This window comes from Pseudozobellia thermophila (assembly GCF_900141855.1).
In the GTDB taxonomy this organism is placed as follows: Bacteria; Bacteroidota; Bacteroidia; order Flavobacteriales; family Flavobacteriaceae; genus Pseudozobellia; species Pseudozobellia thermophila.
Map to the genome: position 1 here is coordinate 71,305 of NZ_FQYU01000009.1, position 17,664 is coordinate 88,968.

The 17,664-nt window shown below is 48.9% G+C and carries 17 protein-coding genes; 6 read left to right on the plus strand and 11 right to left on the minus strand.

Features of this window, described 5'->3' with window-relative positions; all coding sequences use genetic code 11:
• The first annotated feature begins 258 nt into the window (after positions 1 to 258).
• Positions 259 to 1,650, plus strand: coding sequence for an exonuclease domain-containing protein (locus BUB37_RS17455; RefSeq protein WP_072995120.1), 1,392 nt, complete (start codon positions 259 to 261; stop codon positions 1,648 to 1,650).
• 520 nt (positions 1,651 to 2,170) lie between these two features.
• On the opposite strand, the gene BUB37_RS17460 is transcribed toward BUB37_RS17455, so the two are convergent.
• The 6 genes from BUB37_RS17460 to BUB37_RS17485 all read right to left on the minus strand — a co-directional run bounded on the left by BUB37_RS17460 (position 2,171) and on the right by BUB37_RS17485 (position 9,192).
• A complete protein-coding gene (locus tag BUB37_RS17460) occupies positions 2,171 to 3,580 on the minus strand; it encodes an MBL fold metallo-hydrolase (protein WP_072995121.1) in 1,410 nt (469 codons plus the stop codon).
• A gap of 98 nt (positions 3,581 to 3,678) precedes the next feature.
• Complete coding sequence (locus BUB37_RS17465) at positions 3,679 to 5,406, minus strand: SulP family inorganic anion transporter (protein WP_072995122.1); 1,728 nt, start codon at positions 5,404 to 5,406, stop codon at positions 3,679 to 3,681.
• 82 nt (positions 5,407 to 5,488) lie between these two features.
• Positions 5,489 to 6,121, minus strand: coding sequence for a Crp/Fnr family transcriptional regulator (locus tag BUB37_RS17470; protein ID WP_072995123.1), 633 nt, complete (start codon positions 6,119 to 6,121; stop codon positions 5,489 to 5,491).
• Positions 6,122 to 6,131: 10 nt separating this feature from the next.
• Positions 6,132 to 6,908 carry an aldose 1-epimerase gene (locus BUB37_RS17475; RefSeq protein WP_072995124.1) on the minus strand — a complete coding sequence of 259 codons (777 nt, stop codon included), beginning with the start codon at positions 6,906 to 6,908 and terminating at the stop codon, positions 6,132 to 6,134.
• Positions 6,909 to 6,918: 10 nt separating this feature from the next.
• Positions 6,919 to 7,896, minus strand: a complete 978-nt coding sequence (locus BUB37_RS17480) for a PLP-dependent cysteine synthase family protein (RefSeq protein ID WP_072995125.1) — start codon at positions 7,894 to 7,896, stop codon at positions 6,919 to 6,921.
• Between the two features lie 54 nt (positions 7,897 to 7,950).
• Positions 7,951 to 9,192, minus strand: coding sequence for an ABC transporter permease (locus tag BUB37_RS17485; protein ID WP_072995126.1), 1,242 nt, complete (start codon positions 9,190 to 9,192; stop codon positions 7,951 to 7,953).
• A gap of 3 nt (positions 9,193 to 9,195) precedes the next feature.
• Between BUB37_RS17485 and BUB37_RS17490 the strand changes: the two genes are divergently transcribed.
• Positions 9,196 to 10,464: an exo-beta-N-acetylmuramidase NamZ family protein gene (locus BUB37_RS17490; RefSeq protein ID WP_072995187.1), complete on the plus strand. Its 1,269-nt coding sequence runs from the start codon at positions 9,196 to 9,198 to the stop codon at positions 10,462 to 10,464.
• Here the strand turns inward: BUB37_RS17490 and BUB37_RS17495 are convergent.
• From BUB37_RS17495 to BUB37_RS17510, 4 genes are all read right to left on the minus strand, one after another.
• The gene (locus tag BUB37_RS17495) at positions 10,461 to 10,898 is read right to left on the minus strand and encodes a BLUF domain-containing protein (protein WP_072995127.1); all 438 of its coding nucleotides are present in this window, start codon (positions 10,896 to 10,898) and stop codon (positions 10,461 to 10,463) included. The two genes, BUB37_RS17490 and BUB37_RS17495, sit on opposite strands and share 4 nt — an antisense overlap.
• Positions 10,899 to 10,964: 66 nt before the next feature.
• Positions 10,965 to 11,819 (minus strand): sterol desaturase family protein, encoded by an 855-nt coding sequence (locus BUB37_RS17500; RefSeq protein ID WP_072995128.1) that lies wholly within the window; start codon positions 11,817 to 11,819, stop codon positions 10,965 to 10,967.
• 178 nt (positions 11,820 to 11,997) lie between these two features.
• Positions 11,998 to 12,498 carry a GyrI-like domain-containing protein gene (locus tag BUB37_RS17505; protein WP_244526882.1) on the minus strand — a complete coding sequence of 167 codons (501 nt, stop codon included), beginning with the start codon at positions 12,496 to 12,498 and terminating at the stop codon, positions 11,998 to 12,000.
• Between the two features lie 5 nt (positions 12,499 to 12,503).
• Positions 12,504 to 13,001 carry a YkgJ family cysteine cluster protein gene (locus tag BUB37_RS17510; RefSeq protein ID WP_072995129.1) on the minus strand — a complete coding sequence of 166 codons (498 nt, stop codon included), beginning with the start codon at positions 12,999 to 13,001 and terminating at the stop codon, positions 12,504 to 12,506.
• Between the two features lie 74 nt (positions 13,002 to 13,075).
• On the opposite strand from BUB37_RS17510, the gene BUB37_RS17515 reads away from it, so the two are divergent.
• A complete protein-coding gene (locus BUB37_RS17515) occupies positions 13,076 to 13,783 on the plus strand; it encodes a class I SAM-dependent methyltransferase (RefSeq protein WP_072995130.1) in 708 nt (235 codons plus the stop codon).
• A 49-nt stretch (positions 13,784 to 13,832) separates the two neighbouring features.
• The gene (locus tag BUB37_RS17520) at positions 13,833 to 14,741 is read left to right on the plus strand and encodes a hypothetical protein (RefSeq protein ID WP_072995131.1); all 909 of its coding nucleotides are present in this window, start codon (positions 13,833 to 13,835) and stop codon (positions 14,739 to 14,741) included.
• Positions 14,742 to 14,756: 15 nt separating this feature from the next.
• Here BUB37_RS17520 and BUB37_RS17525 read toward each other — a convergent pair whose 3' ends face one another.
• Entirely contained in the window at positions 14,757 to 15,389 is a 633-nt protein-coding gene (locus BUB37_RS17525) for a 7-carboxy-7-deazaguanine synthase QueE (protein WP_072995132.1), read from the minus strand.
• 155 nt (positions 15,390 to 15,544) lie between these two features.
• Between BUB37_RS17525 and BUB37_RS17530 the strand changes: the two genes are divergently transcribed.
• A complete protein-coding gene (locus BUB37_RS17530; RefSeq protein WP_072995189.1) occupies positions 15,545 to 17,047 on the plus strand; it encodes a helicase HerA-like domain-containing protein in 1,503 nt (500 codons plus the stop codon).
• Between the two features lie 35 nt (positions 17,048 to 17,082).
• Positions 17,083 to 17,631 carry a hypothetical protein gene (locus tag BUB37_RS17535; protein ID WP_072995133.1) on the plus strand — a complete coding sequence of 183 codons (549 nt, stop codon included), beginning with the start codon at positions 17,083 to 17,085 and terminating at the stop codon, positions 17,629 to 17,631.
• Positions 17,632 to 17,664: the final 33 nt, after the last annotated feature.

The following is a 17,664-nucleotide window of genomic DNA, read 5'->3' on the forward strand; positions in this document are numbered from 1 at the left end:
TATAGCTTAATTAGTGAGTATTGTGTTGGCAAGATGCCAACTTTGCCCCTTAACGTCGAAAGGGAATTTTGCCGCTGTGACCGGACTTACCCCCTACCGCCCCACCGTAAAAAGGGACGGGCATTGGCAAAAAACCCCGGCACGAACGGTAAATGTCTAAAAATACACAAACACCCGTATTTCTCCGATATACATCAACTATTTTTGTAGCGAAAAAACTTTAACCTAACTTTAAACACCGAGTTCAAAAAGCCGCTATTGTACTGTATTGTCGACATAGAAACTACCGGAAACGGCATCAAGGGAAACAAGATTACGGAAATTTCCATTTTCAAGTACGACGGTCATAAGATCGTGGACGAGTTTACCACCTTGGTCGACCCCGGATGTGAAATACCCTACTTTATCACTCGATTAACGGGTATCGATAACGATATGGTTCGAAATGCCCCGACTATCGGCGAGATTGCCCCCGATATTATGCGCATAACCGAAGGGAGTATCTTCGTGGCCCACAGTGTCAATTTCGATTATAACATCATAAAGAACGAGCTTAAGGGAGTCGGGCTGGAGTTTGTAAGGAAAAAGCTGTGCACCGTCCGCCTATCGCGCAAGCTATTGCCCGGTTACCATTCCTATAGCTTGGGCAAACTTTGCTCGGCCCTGAACATTCCGCTTACCGACAGGCACAGGGCACGGGGCGACGCCCATGCCACTACCCTGTTGTTTGAAAAACTATTGCGTACCGAGGGGGCCGAACAGGTATTCAAGGTTTTCTTGAACGCGCGTTCACAAGAAGCTACCTTGCCGGCCGCGTTGCCCCGCGATGCCTTTGAGCGCTTACCCGAAAAGCCCGGGGTTTATTATTTCAAGGACGCCAAAGGGAAGATCATTTATGTGGGCAAGGCCATAAATATCAAAAAAAGGGTGCTTGGCCATTTCTATGACAAATCGGGCAAGGAGGTTCGTTTGTGCGCCGAAACGGCCGATATCGATTTTGAACTTTCGGGCAGCGAGCTCTTGGCCCTTTTGATCGAGTCATCGGCCATCAAACAATACTATCCCATATACAACCGAGCCCAAAAAAGAAAAATACAGGCCTATGGCATCTTTTGCTATGAAGACCGAAAGGGCATAAGGCATTTGGCCTACAATAAGCTTAAGATGGCCCCAAATGCCTTTACCGTTCTCTATAGCCCGACTACTTGTAGGCTGTTCTTGGAGGAAATCTGCAAAAAGTTCCGCTTGTGCCCCAAATACTGCCATCTTCAAGAAAACGTAGCCACCTGTTCGCACTACAGGATCGATGGTTGCGACGGAATTTGCGATGGTTCGGAAAACATCGAATTATACAATGGGAAGGTTTTGGACGCCATTGCACATATGAAAGCGCAAAGGGAAAATTTTATCATCAAGGAAAAAGGAAGAACCTATGGCGAAGAGGCCTTTGTCGTTGTTCGCAACAGTTTGTATATCGGCTATGGGTTTATCGAAAAGGATGCCAGCATACGTAGCCACGAAGACCTCGATGCTTTTTTGGTGCCCCAGGAAAGCACCCTTGAGGCCGAAAGCATTATCAAGTCGTATATGGTAAAAAATTCCCGAAATATGGTGAACTCGGAAGCCGAGCCTTACCACTTCCCTTCTTAGGCCGGCATTTTGGGCAGAAGGCATCCTTCCTTTTACTTTTTCATCTTTTTGTACATCCGGATGACAAGGAACATCCACACCACAAAAATGATGCCTACAAAAATAGAGTATAAAATGATGAAGTCCACTTCGCCTACTATTAGAACATACATTAAACCAAACGTTTCGAACGCCCACAATACGGCCCCGTAGTTTTCGCCAAGAATAAGGGGGGCGTAGAAGCCATAGTATAAAAACCCCTCAACATTCTATTGCCGATTAACGTACTACTTGCAAAGCAAGCGTACCGCGTATTACTTTTCCTACTAAATATAAGTAAAAATAATCTTAAAAAAACCAATTCCATTAAGTTTTCGTTAACATTGATAAAATTGGCAATAAATCGGCTTTTTTACTGGTTTATTCACAAAAAAACGGCCTGTAAAACCATTTACAGACCGTTTAAGCCTTTTAAAACTAATCAGTTACGGCACAAGAAGCTCAATTTCACCTTTGTCCCTAGCCCTTAAAAAACCCTCGTTTACAAGGTGGTCGGGCAAACATAATCGGTTACCTCGACGCCCGAGGCCTTCAGGGCCTCAAAGCCTCCGCCGATATCGAACAAGTTATGAATGCCCCTACTTTTTAGGATGGAAGCCGCAATTACGGATCGATACCCCCCGGCACAATGAACGTAAAAATCCTTGTCTTCGGGAAATTCATCCATGTGGTCGTTAAGGAAATCCAACGGGGTGTTATTGGCGTCCAATACATGTTCCGATCGGTACTCGTTTTCTTTACGCACGTCGAAAACGGGGATTTTTTCGTGTTCCATTCTCTTTTTTACTTCCTCGGCAGAAAGTGAGGTGATCGTATCAAAATCCTTTCCGGCCTTCTTCCACGCTTCAAATCCCCCTTTCAAATAGCCGATGGTACCATCGAAACCTACACGGGAAAGGCGGGTTACGGCCTCTTCCTCCTTACCTTCGGGGCATACCAACAGAAGGGGTTGTTGGGTATCGGCGATAAGGGCGCCCACCCATGGGGCGAAATCGCCGTTAAGGCCGATAAAGATAGACCGTGGCACGTGGCCCGCCACAAAATCATTTTGATGCCTTACGTCCAAGACAATGGCCCCTGTCTCATTGGCCGCTTCCTCGAAGTCCTCGGGATCCAAAGCCGTGGTTCCCCGGCTCAGTACATCGCCAATATCCTCGTATCCCTCTTTGTTCATTTTTACGTTAAGGGGAAAATATTTGGGAGGGGGCATCAGGCCTTCGGTAACCTCGGCGACGAACTCTTCCTTGGTCATATCGGCACGCAAGGCGTAGTTTACTTTTTTCTGATTGCCGAGGGTATCCACCGTTTCCTTCATCATATTCTTACCACAGGCCGACCCGGCCCCGTGCGCCGGATATACAATGACATCGTCGGCCAAGGGCATTATTTTCGTGCGTAGGCTGTCGTATAGTGTGCCCGCAAGCTCCTCTTGGGTCATGTCGGCTGCCTTTTGTGCCAGATCGGGGCGGCCCACATCGCCCAAGAACAAGGTGTCGCCCGAGAAAATCGCATAGTCTTTGCCCTCGGCATCACGTAAAAGGTAGGTGGTACTTTCCATGGTATGTCCCGGGGTATGCAATACCTTGATCGATACGTCGCCAAGTTGAAAAACCTGGCCGTCTTCGGCAATAATCGCATCGAATGCCGGATTGGCATTGGGCCCGTAAACGATGGGAGCCCCCGTTTTCTTTGACAGTGTTACATGGCCGCTTACAAAATCGGCATGGAAATGGGTCTCAAAAATATATTTGATCTTGGCATTGTCCTCCGCTGCCCTTTTCAAATACGGTTGTACTTCGCGCAAGGGATCGATTATGGCCACTTCCCCTTGGCTTTCGACATAATAGGCACCCTGTGCCAAACATCCGGTATATATCTGTTCTATTTTCATGAGTTTTCCTTTTACTGTTTTTTGCCAAGATCGATCCTATCGACCCTAGATCTTCCTACAAAAGTACTTTTTCATATTGAAACCCTCTGTAACAATGGTTACGGCCTTCGCAGGTTCTGATAAGCCACCCTTTCGCCTATGGGCGAAGGTGTTGCCGTATGATCGAAATAATCAACGGCCTCCTTGGTGCTTACGAACAGGTGCTCTTTCGAAAGTACATCGATAATGCGGCTGCTAAAGATCACATCGCGGGCCGGGCCTATGGCGCCGGCGATATAAAACTGCAAATTCCGATCCTGAAGGTCTTCAATTACCCTGACCAACATCTGGGCGGCGCTCGAATCGATGTAATGGATGGCTTCGGCATTTAAAATGATAGCGCTCAGCCCCTCTCCCTTGGAATCGATACAGTCATAGAGCATCTTCTTAAAGTAATTCTTGTTGCCGAAGTACAATTGGGAGTCGAACCTGACGATAAGCAGGTCGTCACGAACCTCAATGGCGTCGCCGAACCTATCGACGTTCCTGTAGTAATCGGAGCCCTTGATCTTGCCCAAAACGGCGAAATGGGGTTTCGAACTTTTATAGACCATTAAAAGTAGCGACAACAGCACCCCTACAAGTATGCCCTCGGTAATGCCCACAAAAAGGGTTATTCCAAAGGTAATCAACAATATGGCCAGCTCATCCTTGCGGTAGGCCCATAAGGCCTTCGGATAAGCGATATCGATCAGCCCCACTACCGAGACCATTATAATACTGGCCAATACGGCATTGGGGAGGTAATAGAACAAGGGGGTCAAAAAGAGAAGCGTCAATACGACCATGACCACGCTGAACAATAGGGCTATCGTAGTTTTGGCGCCTGCCTCCCCGTTAATGGCCGAGCGCGAAAAACTTCCGGTTACCGTATGGGATTGGAACAAGGAACCCAGTAAATTCGATGCGCCGATCGCTATCAGTTCCTGATTGGGATCTATGGTTTCCTCCCCGCTCTTTTCCTCCAGTGATTTTCCTATGGAAATGGCCTCGAGATAACCGATCAAGGCCAGGGTTACGGCAATGGGGGCCATTTCAACGATTTTTTCCAAGGATATTTCAGGCGCCCGAAAATGTGGTAACCCGGTAGGTATTTCACCGACCACCTTGATGCCGTAGGCCTGCAAGTCGAACAGGTAAACGGCCATAATCCCCAAAACGACCACCGCAAGCACCCCGGGAATTTTAGGGATCCATTTTCTCGTGACCAGTATTAGGGCTATCCCGACCAGGCCTATGGCCAGATCCACCCAATTGGTTTCCGACAAGCTGACCGAGGCGTTGTACAACAATTCGTGAAAACGGTTGCTCCCCGCTATAGGGGTACCCAACAGATGTTTCAACTGACTCAGAATAATGATCAGTGCCGCCGCCGAGGTAAATCCGCTGATTACCGGTCTTGAAAGAAAGTTGACCAAGAACCCCATACGGAAAACGCCCAATACCAATTGAATGCTACCCACCATAAAGGCCAATAGCAAGGCCATGGCCACGTAGGCTTCCTCTTCGGCGGCAAGGTATGCCCCAAGACCGGCCGCCACCAAAAGCGAATCCATGGCAACCGGTCCAATGGCCAACTGCCTCGAAGTGCCCAAAAAGGAATAAACCACTATGGGGACCAATGAAGCATAAAGGCCGTATACCGGGGGCAAGCCCGCTATCATGGCATAGGCCATCCCCTGTGGGACCAAGATGATACCCACCGTCAGGCCTGCCATTACATCTTTTGTAAACCAGCGCTTGTTATAGGTGGGCAACCATTGCAAAAACGGGAAAAAGTTTCGCATTTGACAAAGGTACGCTATTTCCAAAACCCTTGTGTGACCAAGGTTACACCCCCGGAAGATTCCGACTGCAACGGTCTATACACTACAAATCGACCACCTTGATATGGCTTCGGTGCATTTCGACCTTGCCTTCCTTCTCCAATTTTTTCAACAGCCTGGAGATTACCACCCTAGAGGTGTTCAGGTCGTAGGCAATCTCTTGGTGGGTGGTAACGATACAATCGTCGTGGTTCACTTTCGCCTTGTCTTGCAGGTGTTTGAGCAGCCGTTCCTCCATGCGCATAAAGGCAAGGGTATCAACGGTTTCGAGCAGCTCGGTCATTCGGGTATGGTAACTGTCGAGAATAAACTGGCGCCAAGATCGGTATTTGCCCATCCACACTTCCATTTGGCCCACAGGCACCATCAACAGTTCCGTGTCCCTTTCGGCCACTGCCCTGATCTCACTTTTCTGATGCCCCATGCAGCATGAAAAGGTCATCGCACAGGTATCGCCCTTTTCCAAAAAGTACAACAACAGCTCGTCGCCCTGGTCGTCTTCTCTCAGAATTTTGATGGCTCCTTCCAACAATAGGGGCATATATGAAATCGGGTCGCCGATATTCATTATAACGCTTCCTTGGGACGCCTTTTTTTGAATCCCGACCTGGGCGATTTCATCCAATAGGGGTCCCTCGAAAATATAGCCGTAGTGTTGTTGTAGTTTATCCCTCATACCAGCGCTGTTATACCTTGTTTATATGCACTTTGAACGTCTTTTCCGAATCTTTTAAAAACTGAAAGCCTTCGTGAAGCCGGTGCTGGTCCACCGCATAGGGATAAAAGGTGATCGGTTCGATACAGACCATGTTCCTCACCTCCGTCCACAGCATAAAATTACCGAAGCCCTCGGTTCGGATCCGAAGTTGTTCCCGATCTTTTAAGACGATTTCCTCGCAATCGGGTACATGAAGGGCCCTACTCCCCACGTCAAGTACTTCTTGTAAAGTAAGACTCTTGTCCTTGACGATGATTTCCGGAGTATCGGTATACAGTTTAAAGGCCGGATGGTAGCCCAGCATAAAGGGCGTATCGCGTTCCCCCTTAACGGTAAAGGCAATGCTTAGCCCCTCCCCACTTAGGTCGAACCTCTTCTCAAAACCGAAATCATAGGTCCAGAACAGATATTTTTTGTTTGATTTTTCGGGATACTTGGAATTCAGTACAGGCGTCCGGGCCTTGTACTCCTTCCTAAAAAGAGCCGTATTCCCGTTCTGTTCGACCAACTCATAGTCCATTTCGCGAAGCAGGCCGTGTTGGTCCTGAACGGCAATATCGCGCGGGGTCTGTACCTGAAACCTGGCTTCGGCGGTCGGCCCTATAATGGGAAACATTTCGGTATCGGCATTTCGCCATCCGGGCTCCCCCTTCTGGTGTATGAACTCAAGGCCATCGACCTGGTACCCTACCAGTTCGCCCGCATCGACCTTAACTTCCTGATTTTCGAATTTTAGTGTTACCATGGTCAAAAAATTATATAAATCCTTGCGCTTTCATCCATTCGTCGTTGAACATTTTGGCTACGTACCGACTACCGTGGTCGTGAAAAAGTACGACAACCACATCGTCTTCGTCAAAATGTTCCTTCAGCTGTAAGACCCCCTTGATGGCGGCACCGGCCGAGTTGCCCAAGAACATGGCCTCTTCCTTGGCCAATCTTTGGGTATACACCGCTGCATCCTTGTCGGTCACTTTGGTAAAGCCGTCGATAACGTCAAAGTCGACATTTTTGGGCAGAATATCCTCGCCAATGCCCTCGGTGATATAGGGGTATATCTCGTTCTGGTCAAAAATTCCGGTTTCGTGGTACTTCTTGAAGACGGAACCGTAGGTATCTACGCCCCAAACCTTGATGTCCGGATTCTTCGATTTTAGATAGGAGCCTACCCCCGAAATGGTTCCACCGGTACCCACCCCCACTACAAAATGGGTCACCTTGCCCTCGGTCTGTTCCCATATTTCGGGACCCGTACTTAAAAAATGGGCCTTCGTGTTCGATGGGTTGTCGTATTGGTTGACGTACCAGGCACCCGGTATTTCTTCGGCCAGTCTTTTAGCGGTCGAATAATAACTTCTGGGGTCTTCGGGAGCGACATCCGTGGGGCATACATGTACCTCACTGCCCATGGCCTTTAGTATATCTACCTTTTCCTTCGATTGCTTGTCGTTCATCACGCAGATCAACCGGTAGCCCTTGATGGTGGCGGCCAGGGCCAGGCCCATACCGGTATTGCCCGAAGTGCCCTCGACAATGGTGCCGCCCGGTTTGAGTATCCCGGCCTCCTCGGCATCCTCGATCATCTGTAGGGCCATACGGTCCTTTACCGAGTTACCGGGGTTGAAGGTTTCGTACTTCGCCAAAACCAAGCAAGGCAGGTCCGCCGTAAGCTTGTTGATCTTGACCAAGGGCGTATTTCCTATGGTCTCAAGTATGTTTTTCGCGTATTTCATTCCAATCGTTCTACTCTGTTTTACATCCTTTTCCAGATCAAAACCAAATGTCCCCTACTCAAATTGAATGGCCTTGACCGGGGTGATCTTGGTAATAATATACGAGGGGACCAACAGCATTAAGAGGCAAAGCACCAGCACCCCTACGTTAAGCAGCAATACAGTGGGCACATCAATGTACACCGGAATATAATCAATATAATATTCCTGTGGATTGGGGAACTTCAGTATCCTGAACCTTTGTTGGAGCAGAATGGCCCCCAAACCGATCAAATTGCCCCAAAAAAGACCGATTCCGATAAGATAGGCCGCATTGTACAAAAACACCTTTCTTATACTCCAGTTCGCCGATCCCAAGGCCTTCAAAACCCCTATCATTTGGGTACGCTCCAAAATTAGCACCAGCAAGGCGGTAATCATATTGAAGCCGCTTACGATAATTACAATACCTATGATCAGAAGAATATTGAAATCGAAAAGATTGATCCATTCGAATATCTTGTAATACTTGTCAACTATGGTTTGGGTATCGAGGGTAGAAAGGGTTTTCCCGTAGATTTCCTTGCTTTTTTCCTGGATGTCGTCAAAGCTGTCCAAGAAAACCTCAAAATTACCGACTTGGTCCTCGTCCCACTTGTTCATGCGCTGTATGTGGCGAATATCGACAAAGAGGTAGACCCCGTCGAATTCCTCAAAACCGCTATCGTACAGACCGGTTATGGTAAAGCGCCTTTGGTTGGGCATTTTTGACACATCGTCGTCCTTGAGAAAAAAGGCGTAGAAGCTGTCCCCCGTTTTCAGGTTCAGCCGGTTGGCCATAAGGCGCGACATCAATACCTGCTCATTGAGTTCGCCACTGTAGTCGGGCAAGGTACCGTCGACGATATACTCTTCAAAAACGTCCCAATTATAGTCTTTGCCCACCCCCTTGGCCAAAATTCCCTCAAAGGTCTCCTCGGTACGGATAATGCCCCCTTTACTGGCTACGGCCTGAACGTGCGAGATGCCGTCTACCCCCTTAAACTCGGGATAGAAATCCTGGTTCAGGGAAACCGGTACCACCGAAACGTCGGAGGCATTGTTATCGTAGTTCGATATTTGGATGTGCCCGTTAAAGGCAGCTACTTTCTCACGTATTTTGTATTTAAGGCCAACACCCGTCCCTACGGCAATAAGCATCATAACAAGCCCCAATGCAATAGCCGTGATCGCTATTTTTATTATCGGGGCGGAAATACTAATTTTATGCGCTGCACCTTTGATGAGCCGCTTGGCCAAAAAATATTCAAAATTCAATCTATGGCGTTTTTATCCTCTTTCAAAAGTACATTTTTCATTTGGTTTTTGCTGTTTTCAACGTGTACAAACCACGGGAAGGACCAGAAAACAAATGCCGAAACCGGTGTAAGGGCGCAGGACTCCGCCATGGTACGGCCGGTAATCGTCGGGGCCGACCGAACCGAACTTTACCTGAACCGGCTGAAAAACAAAAAAGTGGGGGTAGTCGCCAACCAGACCAGCGTAATTTTCAAAAAGCCCCAAACCGATGGTCCGGAGAACTTAGGCCATGTTGCCCATGTGCATTTGGTAGACTCCCTCCTTGCACACCAAGTGAACATAAAGGCTGTTTTTGCGCCCGAACACGGTTTTCGGGGGGCGGCCGATGCCGGCGAAAAGGTCAAGGACGGGGTAGACCCCGAAACGGGCATCCCCTTGATCTCCCTTTACGGCAAAAACCGGAAGCCATCCGCCGAGCAGTTAAAGGACCTTGATATCGTCGTATTCGACATACAGGATGTGGGCGTGCGCTTCTACACCTATATCGCCACCCTTCAATTGGTAATGGAGGCCTGTGCCGAAAACGGAAAGCCCCTTATCGTGCTCGACCGCCCCAACCCCAATGCGCATTATGTAGATGGCCCAACCATGGAGAAAGCCCATACCGGTTTTCTGGGCATGACCGAAATACCCTTGGTCTACGGAATGACCATAGGCGAATACGCCATGATGCTCAATGGCGAAGGCTGGCTGGAGGGTGGAAAAAAGGCCGACCTCGAGGTAATAAAGCTGAAAAACTGGAGCTACGACACCCCGTATTCGCTCCCCATAAGGCCCTCCCCCAACCTGCCCAACGACAAGGCCATCAACCTCTACCCAAGCCTGGGACTCTTCGAAGGCACCAACATCAATGCCGGCCGAGGCACCGAATACCAATTCCAACGGTACGGGGCTTCCTTTTTAGACAGCACAAAATATAGCTTCAGCTATATACCCCAGCCCAATTTTGGCGCCAAAAACCCCAAAGAGAAGGGCAAGAAATGCTTTGGAAAAGACCTGTCGCAAATTCCCGACCAAAATGAAGTATCGCTACGTTGGCTGATTGACGCCTATACCAATGCGTCGGACAAGGGCCGGGTTTTTAATACGAGCGGGTTCACCAAGCACGCCGGGACCGAAAAACTGCAACAACAGATCGAGGCGGGTATCACGGAGGAAGAGATCAAGGCCGGTTGGAAGCCCCAATTGGAACGCTTTAAAAAGATCAGGCAAAAATACTTGATGTACTAAACGATCTTAAGATTGAGTATGGCCTTTCGCACGTTGAACCAAAACAGGTTTACGGTAGCCGAAAGTTTATCTGAAAAATCGGAAAGCATCAACAGGTTTCTCTCAAAGTTCTGTAGATCGGAGGTGTCGATACCCTGCATCGTTGGGTCGAAATAGGCCATGTTCCAATCTGAAAAACTTCGCTTGTCATCGACCTCCTCGCAGACCAAACGCACGTTCGAATGCCTAGTGTCTTGTGCTATACGTTTAAAAACCTTGGTTACATGACTCCGGTCGCCCTCTAGGATCTGCACGAAACAACCGTTGTGGTAGACCAAACAACCTGTTATGTCCATGGCCTTGTTTCGGGTTCGCGCGGCGGACAGAATCTGTTCTACCCCCAATTGATCAAAGGGGGCACTGGCATTCGACTCATAGGTAAGCTTATAGATCATTGAACGTAATTTTGGCCAAGGTACGAAACTATAGCACGGCAAGCCCATAGCCGCCATGGACAAAAATCAGTCTACCGAGAGTGACTCGACTTTTTCGTACCCTGTAGGTTTTCTATACTTGTGAAAAGGTTGCCTGAGCAAGCCCTTGATACTTGCGTTCTCGACCTCATCGGGAAAGGTATCGACACCATAGACGATCTGCTGCCGATCCAACTTCATGTAGGTTCCAAAAAGACGGTCCCATACCGAAAAGATATTTCCGTAGTTCGAGTCGGTATAAGGTAATTTATAATGGTGGTGCACCTTGTGCATATCAGGTGAAACGATTACCCAACTGAGGAGGTCGTCCACTTTTTTGGGCAATTTGATGTTCGCGTGTCCGAATTGCGTAGCGACCAAGGAAAGGGACTGGTACAGCATCACGATACCAATGGGCGTACCGATGACAAATACCCCCGTCAAGGTAAATACAAAACGGATCATACTTTCCAAGGGGTGGTGCCTATTGGCGGTGGTGGTATCGACGTTGTGGTCGGTATGGTGCACCAAGTGGACCATCCAAAGTGGTTTGACCTTATGTTCTACCCAATGTGCAAAATAAGCCCCGACCAAATCCAACAACATTACCCCCAGAACGACATAGGCCCAAAGGGGCATTTCGGGCAACCAATTGATAATACCGAAATCGTGGGCAACGGTCCAATCGGCCGTACCCAGCAACAAAAAGGCGAGGGCGAAATTCACGATGACGGTGGTAAGCGTAAAGAAAAAATTGGGCAAGGCATGCCTCCATTTTCCGTACTTGAAACGAAACAACGGTATAGCTCCTTCGAGCACCCAAAAAAAAGTGATGCCCCCAACTAAAATGAGGGACCGATGCAAGGAAGGTATACGCTCAAAATAAGCAATAAGAGTGTCCATAAAACTGGGTTGAGGCTACGACAAATGCCCGTGGTTCTAAACCAGGCCTTTAGAAATATACAAAATTTGGCAGAATTGCACCTGTTTTTTTTCCGTATCCCCGCTTCAGATTTTTAAGCCGAACAAGTCGCTAGACCCGATACCGTCCAACCTCGTCGGGCAAGGAAGCCGGCAGGCTCTATTTTTTCTTGACCGGCACCCAGACCTCTTCTTCCGAATCGGGGTCGTTGTTCCTGTATTTTTCGCCCAGAAGCTCAAAATGCGGCCTATCGTCCAATTCGTAGGCCGAACTGGGCAGCCATTCCTGAAAAATGAACTCCATGGTTCGGGGAAACCGGTCAGCTCTCCCCTTATGCACAAAGACGGCGTACAATCCGCCGCAAAGGGTCATGGTTTCGAAATCCGCTTCACGGTCCGTAAAATCGGAAACCTCAACGGCGGCCCATTTCGTAAATTCGGTTGTGGGACCGAATTGCGGCATATCGGCATCGGCATAGACCTGTACGGAATACAGATCGGTCCCCACTTTTTTCCCGACCTTTTTCTTGTTCGCCATAAAACCGTTCCACAATTCAAAGGTTCGATCATTGGCCAAGGTCATCCTTAACGAGCGGCCCACCAACTTCTTCGGGGGCAATTCTACCATTCTTGGGCCGAGGGCCATTTGTCCATCTTCCATGGGCGTCATTTAAGCTTTATACGTTCTTTCATCGCCTCTACGATATGGAAGGCAGCGGGACAAATAGCGACATTTTTAAGGGTAAGGTTGCCTATCTGTTGGAATTTTTTCCTATCGGTGTGCGGAAACTCCCGGCAGGCCTTGGGCCGAACATTGTAGATCGAGCAATAATTATCGGCTCCTAAAAAGGCACAGGGTACTTCTTGCAGTACATAATCGTTGTCTTCATCTATCCTCAGATAAGCCGCTATGAACGCCCGGGGCTTCAGGCGCAAATGCTTGGCGATCCGTTCAATATCGGCGTTGGTGAACAGGGGTCCCGTCGTTTTGCAGCAGTTGGCGCACTCCAGGCAATCGGTACGTTCGAACTCTTGGTCGTGCAGGTCTTGCATGACGTAATCGAGGTTTTTCGGCGGGCGTCTTCTGAGTTTCGCAAAGAACTTCTTGTTTTCGGCGTGTTTTTCACCTGCCTTCTGTGGAAGTTGTTCCAATATTTTATCCATCCTCCTAAAAATCTCGTCAAAACTAAGCAAGAAATGTCTAAATAGTCCATTTTTGTAGAACAAACGCATCCACCATGAAAGATATCTTTGGTATGGCCCTGCAAGATTACCAAGGGGGCCGGTATTCGGAAGACATCACCACTTCGTCATCCTTGGACGAAGAAGACTGTATTCCCCTGCCCTACCTGTTCCGGAGCTATGGGGATATGCCGAAACTGGAACAAAGGGCGCTCGAACTTTGTCGGGGGGAAGTCCTCGATATCGGTGCGGGCGCGGGCAGCCATAGCCTCTACCTACAAGGGAAAGGCCTAAAGGTTACCGCCTTGGACACCTCGGCCGGTGCCATAGCAACCTGTTCGAAAAGAGGGGTCGAAGAAACCGTACACAGTGCCCTACTTGATTATAGGGGGCGTACCTTCGATACCTTGCTCATGCTTATGAACGGTATCGGCATTGTGGGCCGCTTAAGCCATATGCACGATTACCTTCTTCATTTTAAGACCTTGCTCAAGCCCGGGGGTCAAATTTTACTGGACTCCAGTGATATTATCTATATGTTCGAAGAAGACGACGACGGAGGGGTTTGGGTACCCAACACCGGGGCTTATTATGGGGAGGTCGAGTTTACCATGGCCTACAAGGGACAAAAAAGTGATTCTTTTTTTTGGCTATATGTAGATTATCGTACCTTGTCGAATGCCGCTATGGCTGTAGGACTACAGTGTGAGCTGGTACAGGAAGGGAAGCATTACGATTATTTGGCACGGTTATGGTGCGCCTAATCCAAATTCTTACTTTCTTTTTACATTATATAAACTAAAAGGCATTTCAATGAAAAAGACAACTAAAGCCTTGCTCGTGCTTTTTTTGGCCTGGTTTTGGGGCTGTTCGAGCGATTCGACCGACACCGATGCGTCCAATGCATCGGGAACCGTGGACAAAACGGCCAACTTGCAAGGGACCGGCGATTCGGCCAGGGACCTGTTGTCGAACGAGAACTTTACCAAACTCAAAATAGAAATTGCCTATGTCGACGGGTATGCGCCCACTGAAGAAGCCATAGACGGTTTTGTAAACTACCTCAAGGAGCGCACCTTTAAGGAAGAAATCGAAATTGTCTACAATACCTTGCCGTCACCCGACGAAGAGAGCCTCACCCTGGATGAAATTGCAGATTTGGAAAGCAAGAACAGAACGGTATACAACGAAGGGAGCACGCTGGCCATTTACATCTATTTTGCCGATGCACCGGCCGATGGCGATGATTTGGAGGAGGGTCTTGTAACCTTGGGGGCGGTCTACCGAAATACCTCGATGATCATTCATGAGGCCACTGTTCGCAAACTGGCCGCCCAAAGTTTCTTTATTTCCGATGCCGATGTCGAAAACACTACATTGAACCATGAATTCGGACACCTCTTCGGGCTCGTGAACCTAGGAACGCCCTCGATCCACAACCACGAAGACACCGAGGCCAACGACGGGGACGACCCGGCGGGCAATAACCACTGTTCGGTCGCGGGCTGTCTGATGCGGGCCGAACTACAGTTTGGCGGAGGCCTGAACAAAGGGCAGTCGCTATTCTCAAAGAATTCAAACGGACTGATAGCCCCTTGTCGGTTAAGCGGGGCCAGCGTAATCAAAATGTTGGAAAACCGGACCGCCAAAGGGGTATTGCCCACCCCGCCCGACCTTGATGCCGAGTGCTTGCTGGATTTGGCATCGAACGGGGGGCGCTAAGGCCACGGTGTCCGTTTAAGGAATGTTCAGGTATTTATGGGTCTGTAAGGAAACCTTCCATTTGGGGTGCTGCATCACATAGTCGACGATTAGGGGCGTAACCTTATCGCGAACGCTCCATTCGGGCTGTAAGTACAGTATACAGTCATCGTTGACCTTTGCCGCTTCCTGCTCTGCAAAAATCAAATCGTGCCTGTTGTAGACAATGACCTTCAACTCATGCGCACGGTCATAGACTTCCTTATGGGGCAGCTTGTTTTTTTTCGGGGATAGGCAGATCCAATCCCAGGTCCCGGTCAAGGGGTAGGCCCCGGAGGTTTCGATATGGATCTGAAGGTTTTTGGCCTTTAAGGCATCGGTCAGGGGCTTCATGTTCCAAGTCAGGGGCTCACCGCCGGTCACCACGATCGTATTCGAATACTTCGCCGCATTTTCGACAATGGCCTCCACAGGTGTCGGCGGATGGGTTGCGGCGTTCCAACTTTCCTTTACATCGCACCAGTGACACCCGACATCGCAACCTCCCACCCGAATAAAATAAGCGGCCGTACCCTTGTGAAAGCCCTCTCCCTGAATGGTATAAAACTCTTCCATTAAGGGCAAAAGCCTGCCCTTATCGACCTCTCTTAAAACTTCATCTTCCAACATTCGGCAAAGATAGGTGTTGCAAGTTCCAAAACCCAAAAAACCGAAACCCAAATTGTCCCCACAAACCACGGGGCAACGCCATCAAAAGGTAAATTGTAGCCTCCATCCCTTCAAAACAGGCAAAATTGCCTTATTTTTACCAAAAATTTGACCATATGGCCAGCAAAGAGGAATTTTTCGAGCATATAGAAAAAGGGTATACCACCAAAGGCGACTACTTGGTAATGGGCGCCGCCATGTTCGAAGGCAAGGCCGTGACCAATGCCCATGTAAAAGTTCCGCTGAAGACCATGAACCGTCACGGACTGATCGCCGGGGCAACGGGAACCGGTAAGACCAAAACCCTTCAGGTTCTGGCCGAAAATCTTTCCGACAAGGGGGTACCGGTACTCTTAATGGACCTCAAGGGCGATTTGAGCGGTATAGCACAACCCAGTCCGGGCCATCCGAAAATCGATGAGCGCCACGCCCAAATAGGCCTACCCTTTGAACCCAAGTCGTTTCCCGTAGAGATACTCTCCCTCTCGGAACAGGACGGGGTAAAATTAAGGGCCACGGTATCGGAATTCGGACCCGTTCTTCTTTCAAGGATACTGGACCTTAGCGTAACCCAAGAGGGCATTGTCGCCGTGGTTTTCAAATATTGCGACGACAACAAGCTTCCACTGCTCGACCTCAAGGATTTCAAGAAGGTACTGCAATATGCCACGGGAGAGGGCAAGGCGGAGTTTACCAAACATTACGGCCGTATATCGACAAGTTCTACGGGCACCATATTGAGAAAGATCATCGAGCTCGAACAACAGGGAGCCGAACGTTTCTTCGGGGAAAAATCGTTCGAGGTCGAAGACCTTACCCGCATCGACGAAAACGGCAGGGGCTACATCAACATTATCCGGTTGACCGACATCCAAGATCGGCCCAAACTGTTTTCGACCTTTATGTTGAGCCTGTTGGCCGAAATATACAGTACCTTCCCGGAGCAGGGCGACAGCGATAGGCCCGAGCTCGTCCTTTTTATCGACGAGGCCCATCTTATTTTCAACGAAGCCTCAAAAGCCTTGTTGGACCAAATCGAAAGCATTGTCAAACTGATCCGCTCGAAGGGTATAGGCCTCTATTTTGTGACACAGAACCCGACCGATGTACCCGATGCGGTACTTTCCCAATTGGGACTGAAGGTACAGCACGCCCTGCGCGCCTTTACCGCCAAAGACCGAAAGGCCATAAAACTGACCGCCGAAAACTACCCCGATTCGGAATTCTACGACACCAAGGAGGTACTGACCTCGTTGGGTATCGGCGAGGCCCTTATCTCCGCCCTTGATGAAAAAGGACGCCCCACACCATTGGCGGCAACCTTGCTCAGGGCCCCGATGAGCCGTATGGACGTACTGACGGAATCCGAACTCAAAACCTTGGTCACAAGATCGGACTTGGTCAAAAAATATAGCGAAGAAATCGATAGGGAGAGCGCCTATGAGATCCTAAACGAAAAAATAGAAAAGGCCGAGGCCGAGGCCGCCAAGGAAAAGGCCAGACCAAAAACCACTGCACGCAAAAGAACCAGTACAAGACAAAACCCGGTCATCAAGGTTTTGACCAGCGCCACCTTTATTCGCGGGGTACTGGGTGTTTTAAAAAAGGTAATTCGATAGCTTATATTTTATTACAAAATTTTATAGCCTAACACATGAGATTTACACTACTATTCAGCTGTTTATTGCTGTGCCTTGCCAGCTGCAAACAAGAAAAGGACACCACCTTTCTCATTACGAAGGACGCCGTGGGCAAATTGGAACGCATAAGCCTGGCCCGCGACATAGAGGTCATCTACGCCAACGATTCGATCGTCAAGGATTCCTCCATCGTCAACAGTGCCAACAACAGTAAAAAGTTCAAGATTTTCGAGCCGGGCGGAAAACACTTGCTGACACTTACCCCCAGTTCGGACAGCATCCCCACCATAGAGAACATCAGGATCGAAGACGAGCGTTTTGTTACCGAAAAAGGGGTCGGCCTTGCCAGTACCTTTAAGGATATAAAGGACAATTACACGATCAGAAAGATAATCACCTCCATGAACAACGTGGTTATCCTCCTGAAAGACAGCGACGTTTATTTTACCATAAGCAAAGAAGAACTACCGTCAAGCCTTAGATACGCCTCAAGCGTTAACATCGAAGCGGTTCAGATACCCGACGACGCCAAGATCAAATACATGATGGTGGCATGGGAATAAAAATGGCAAAAAACATTGTCGGCACATCATCCC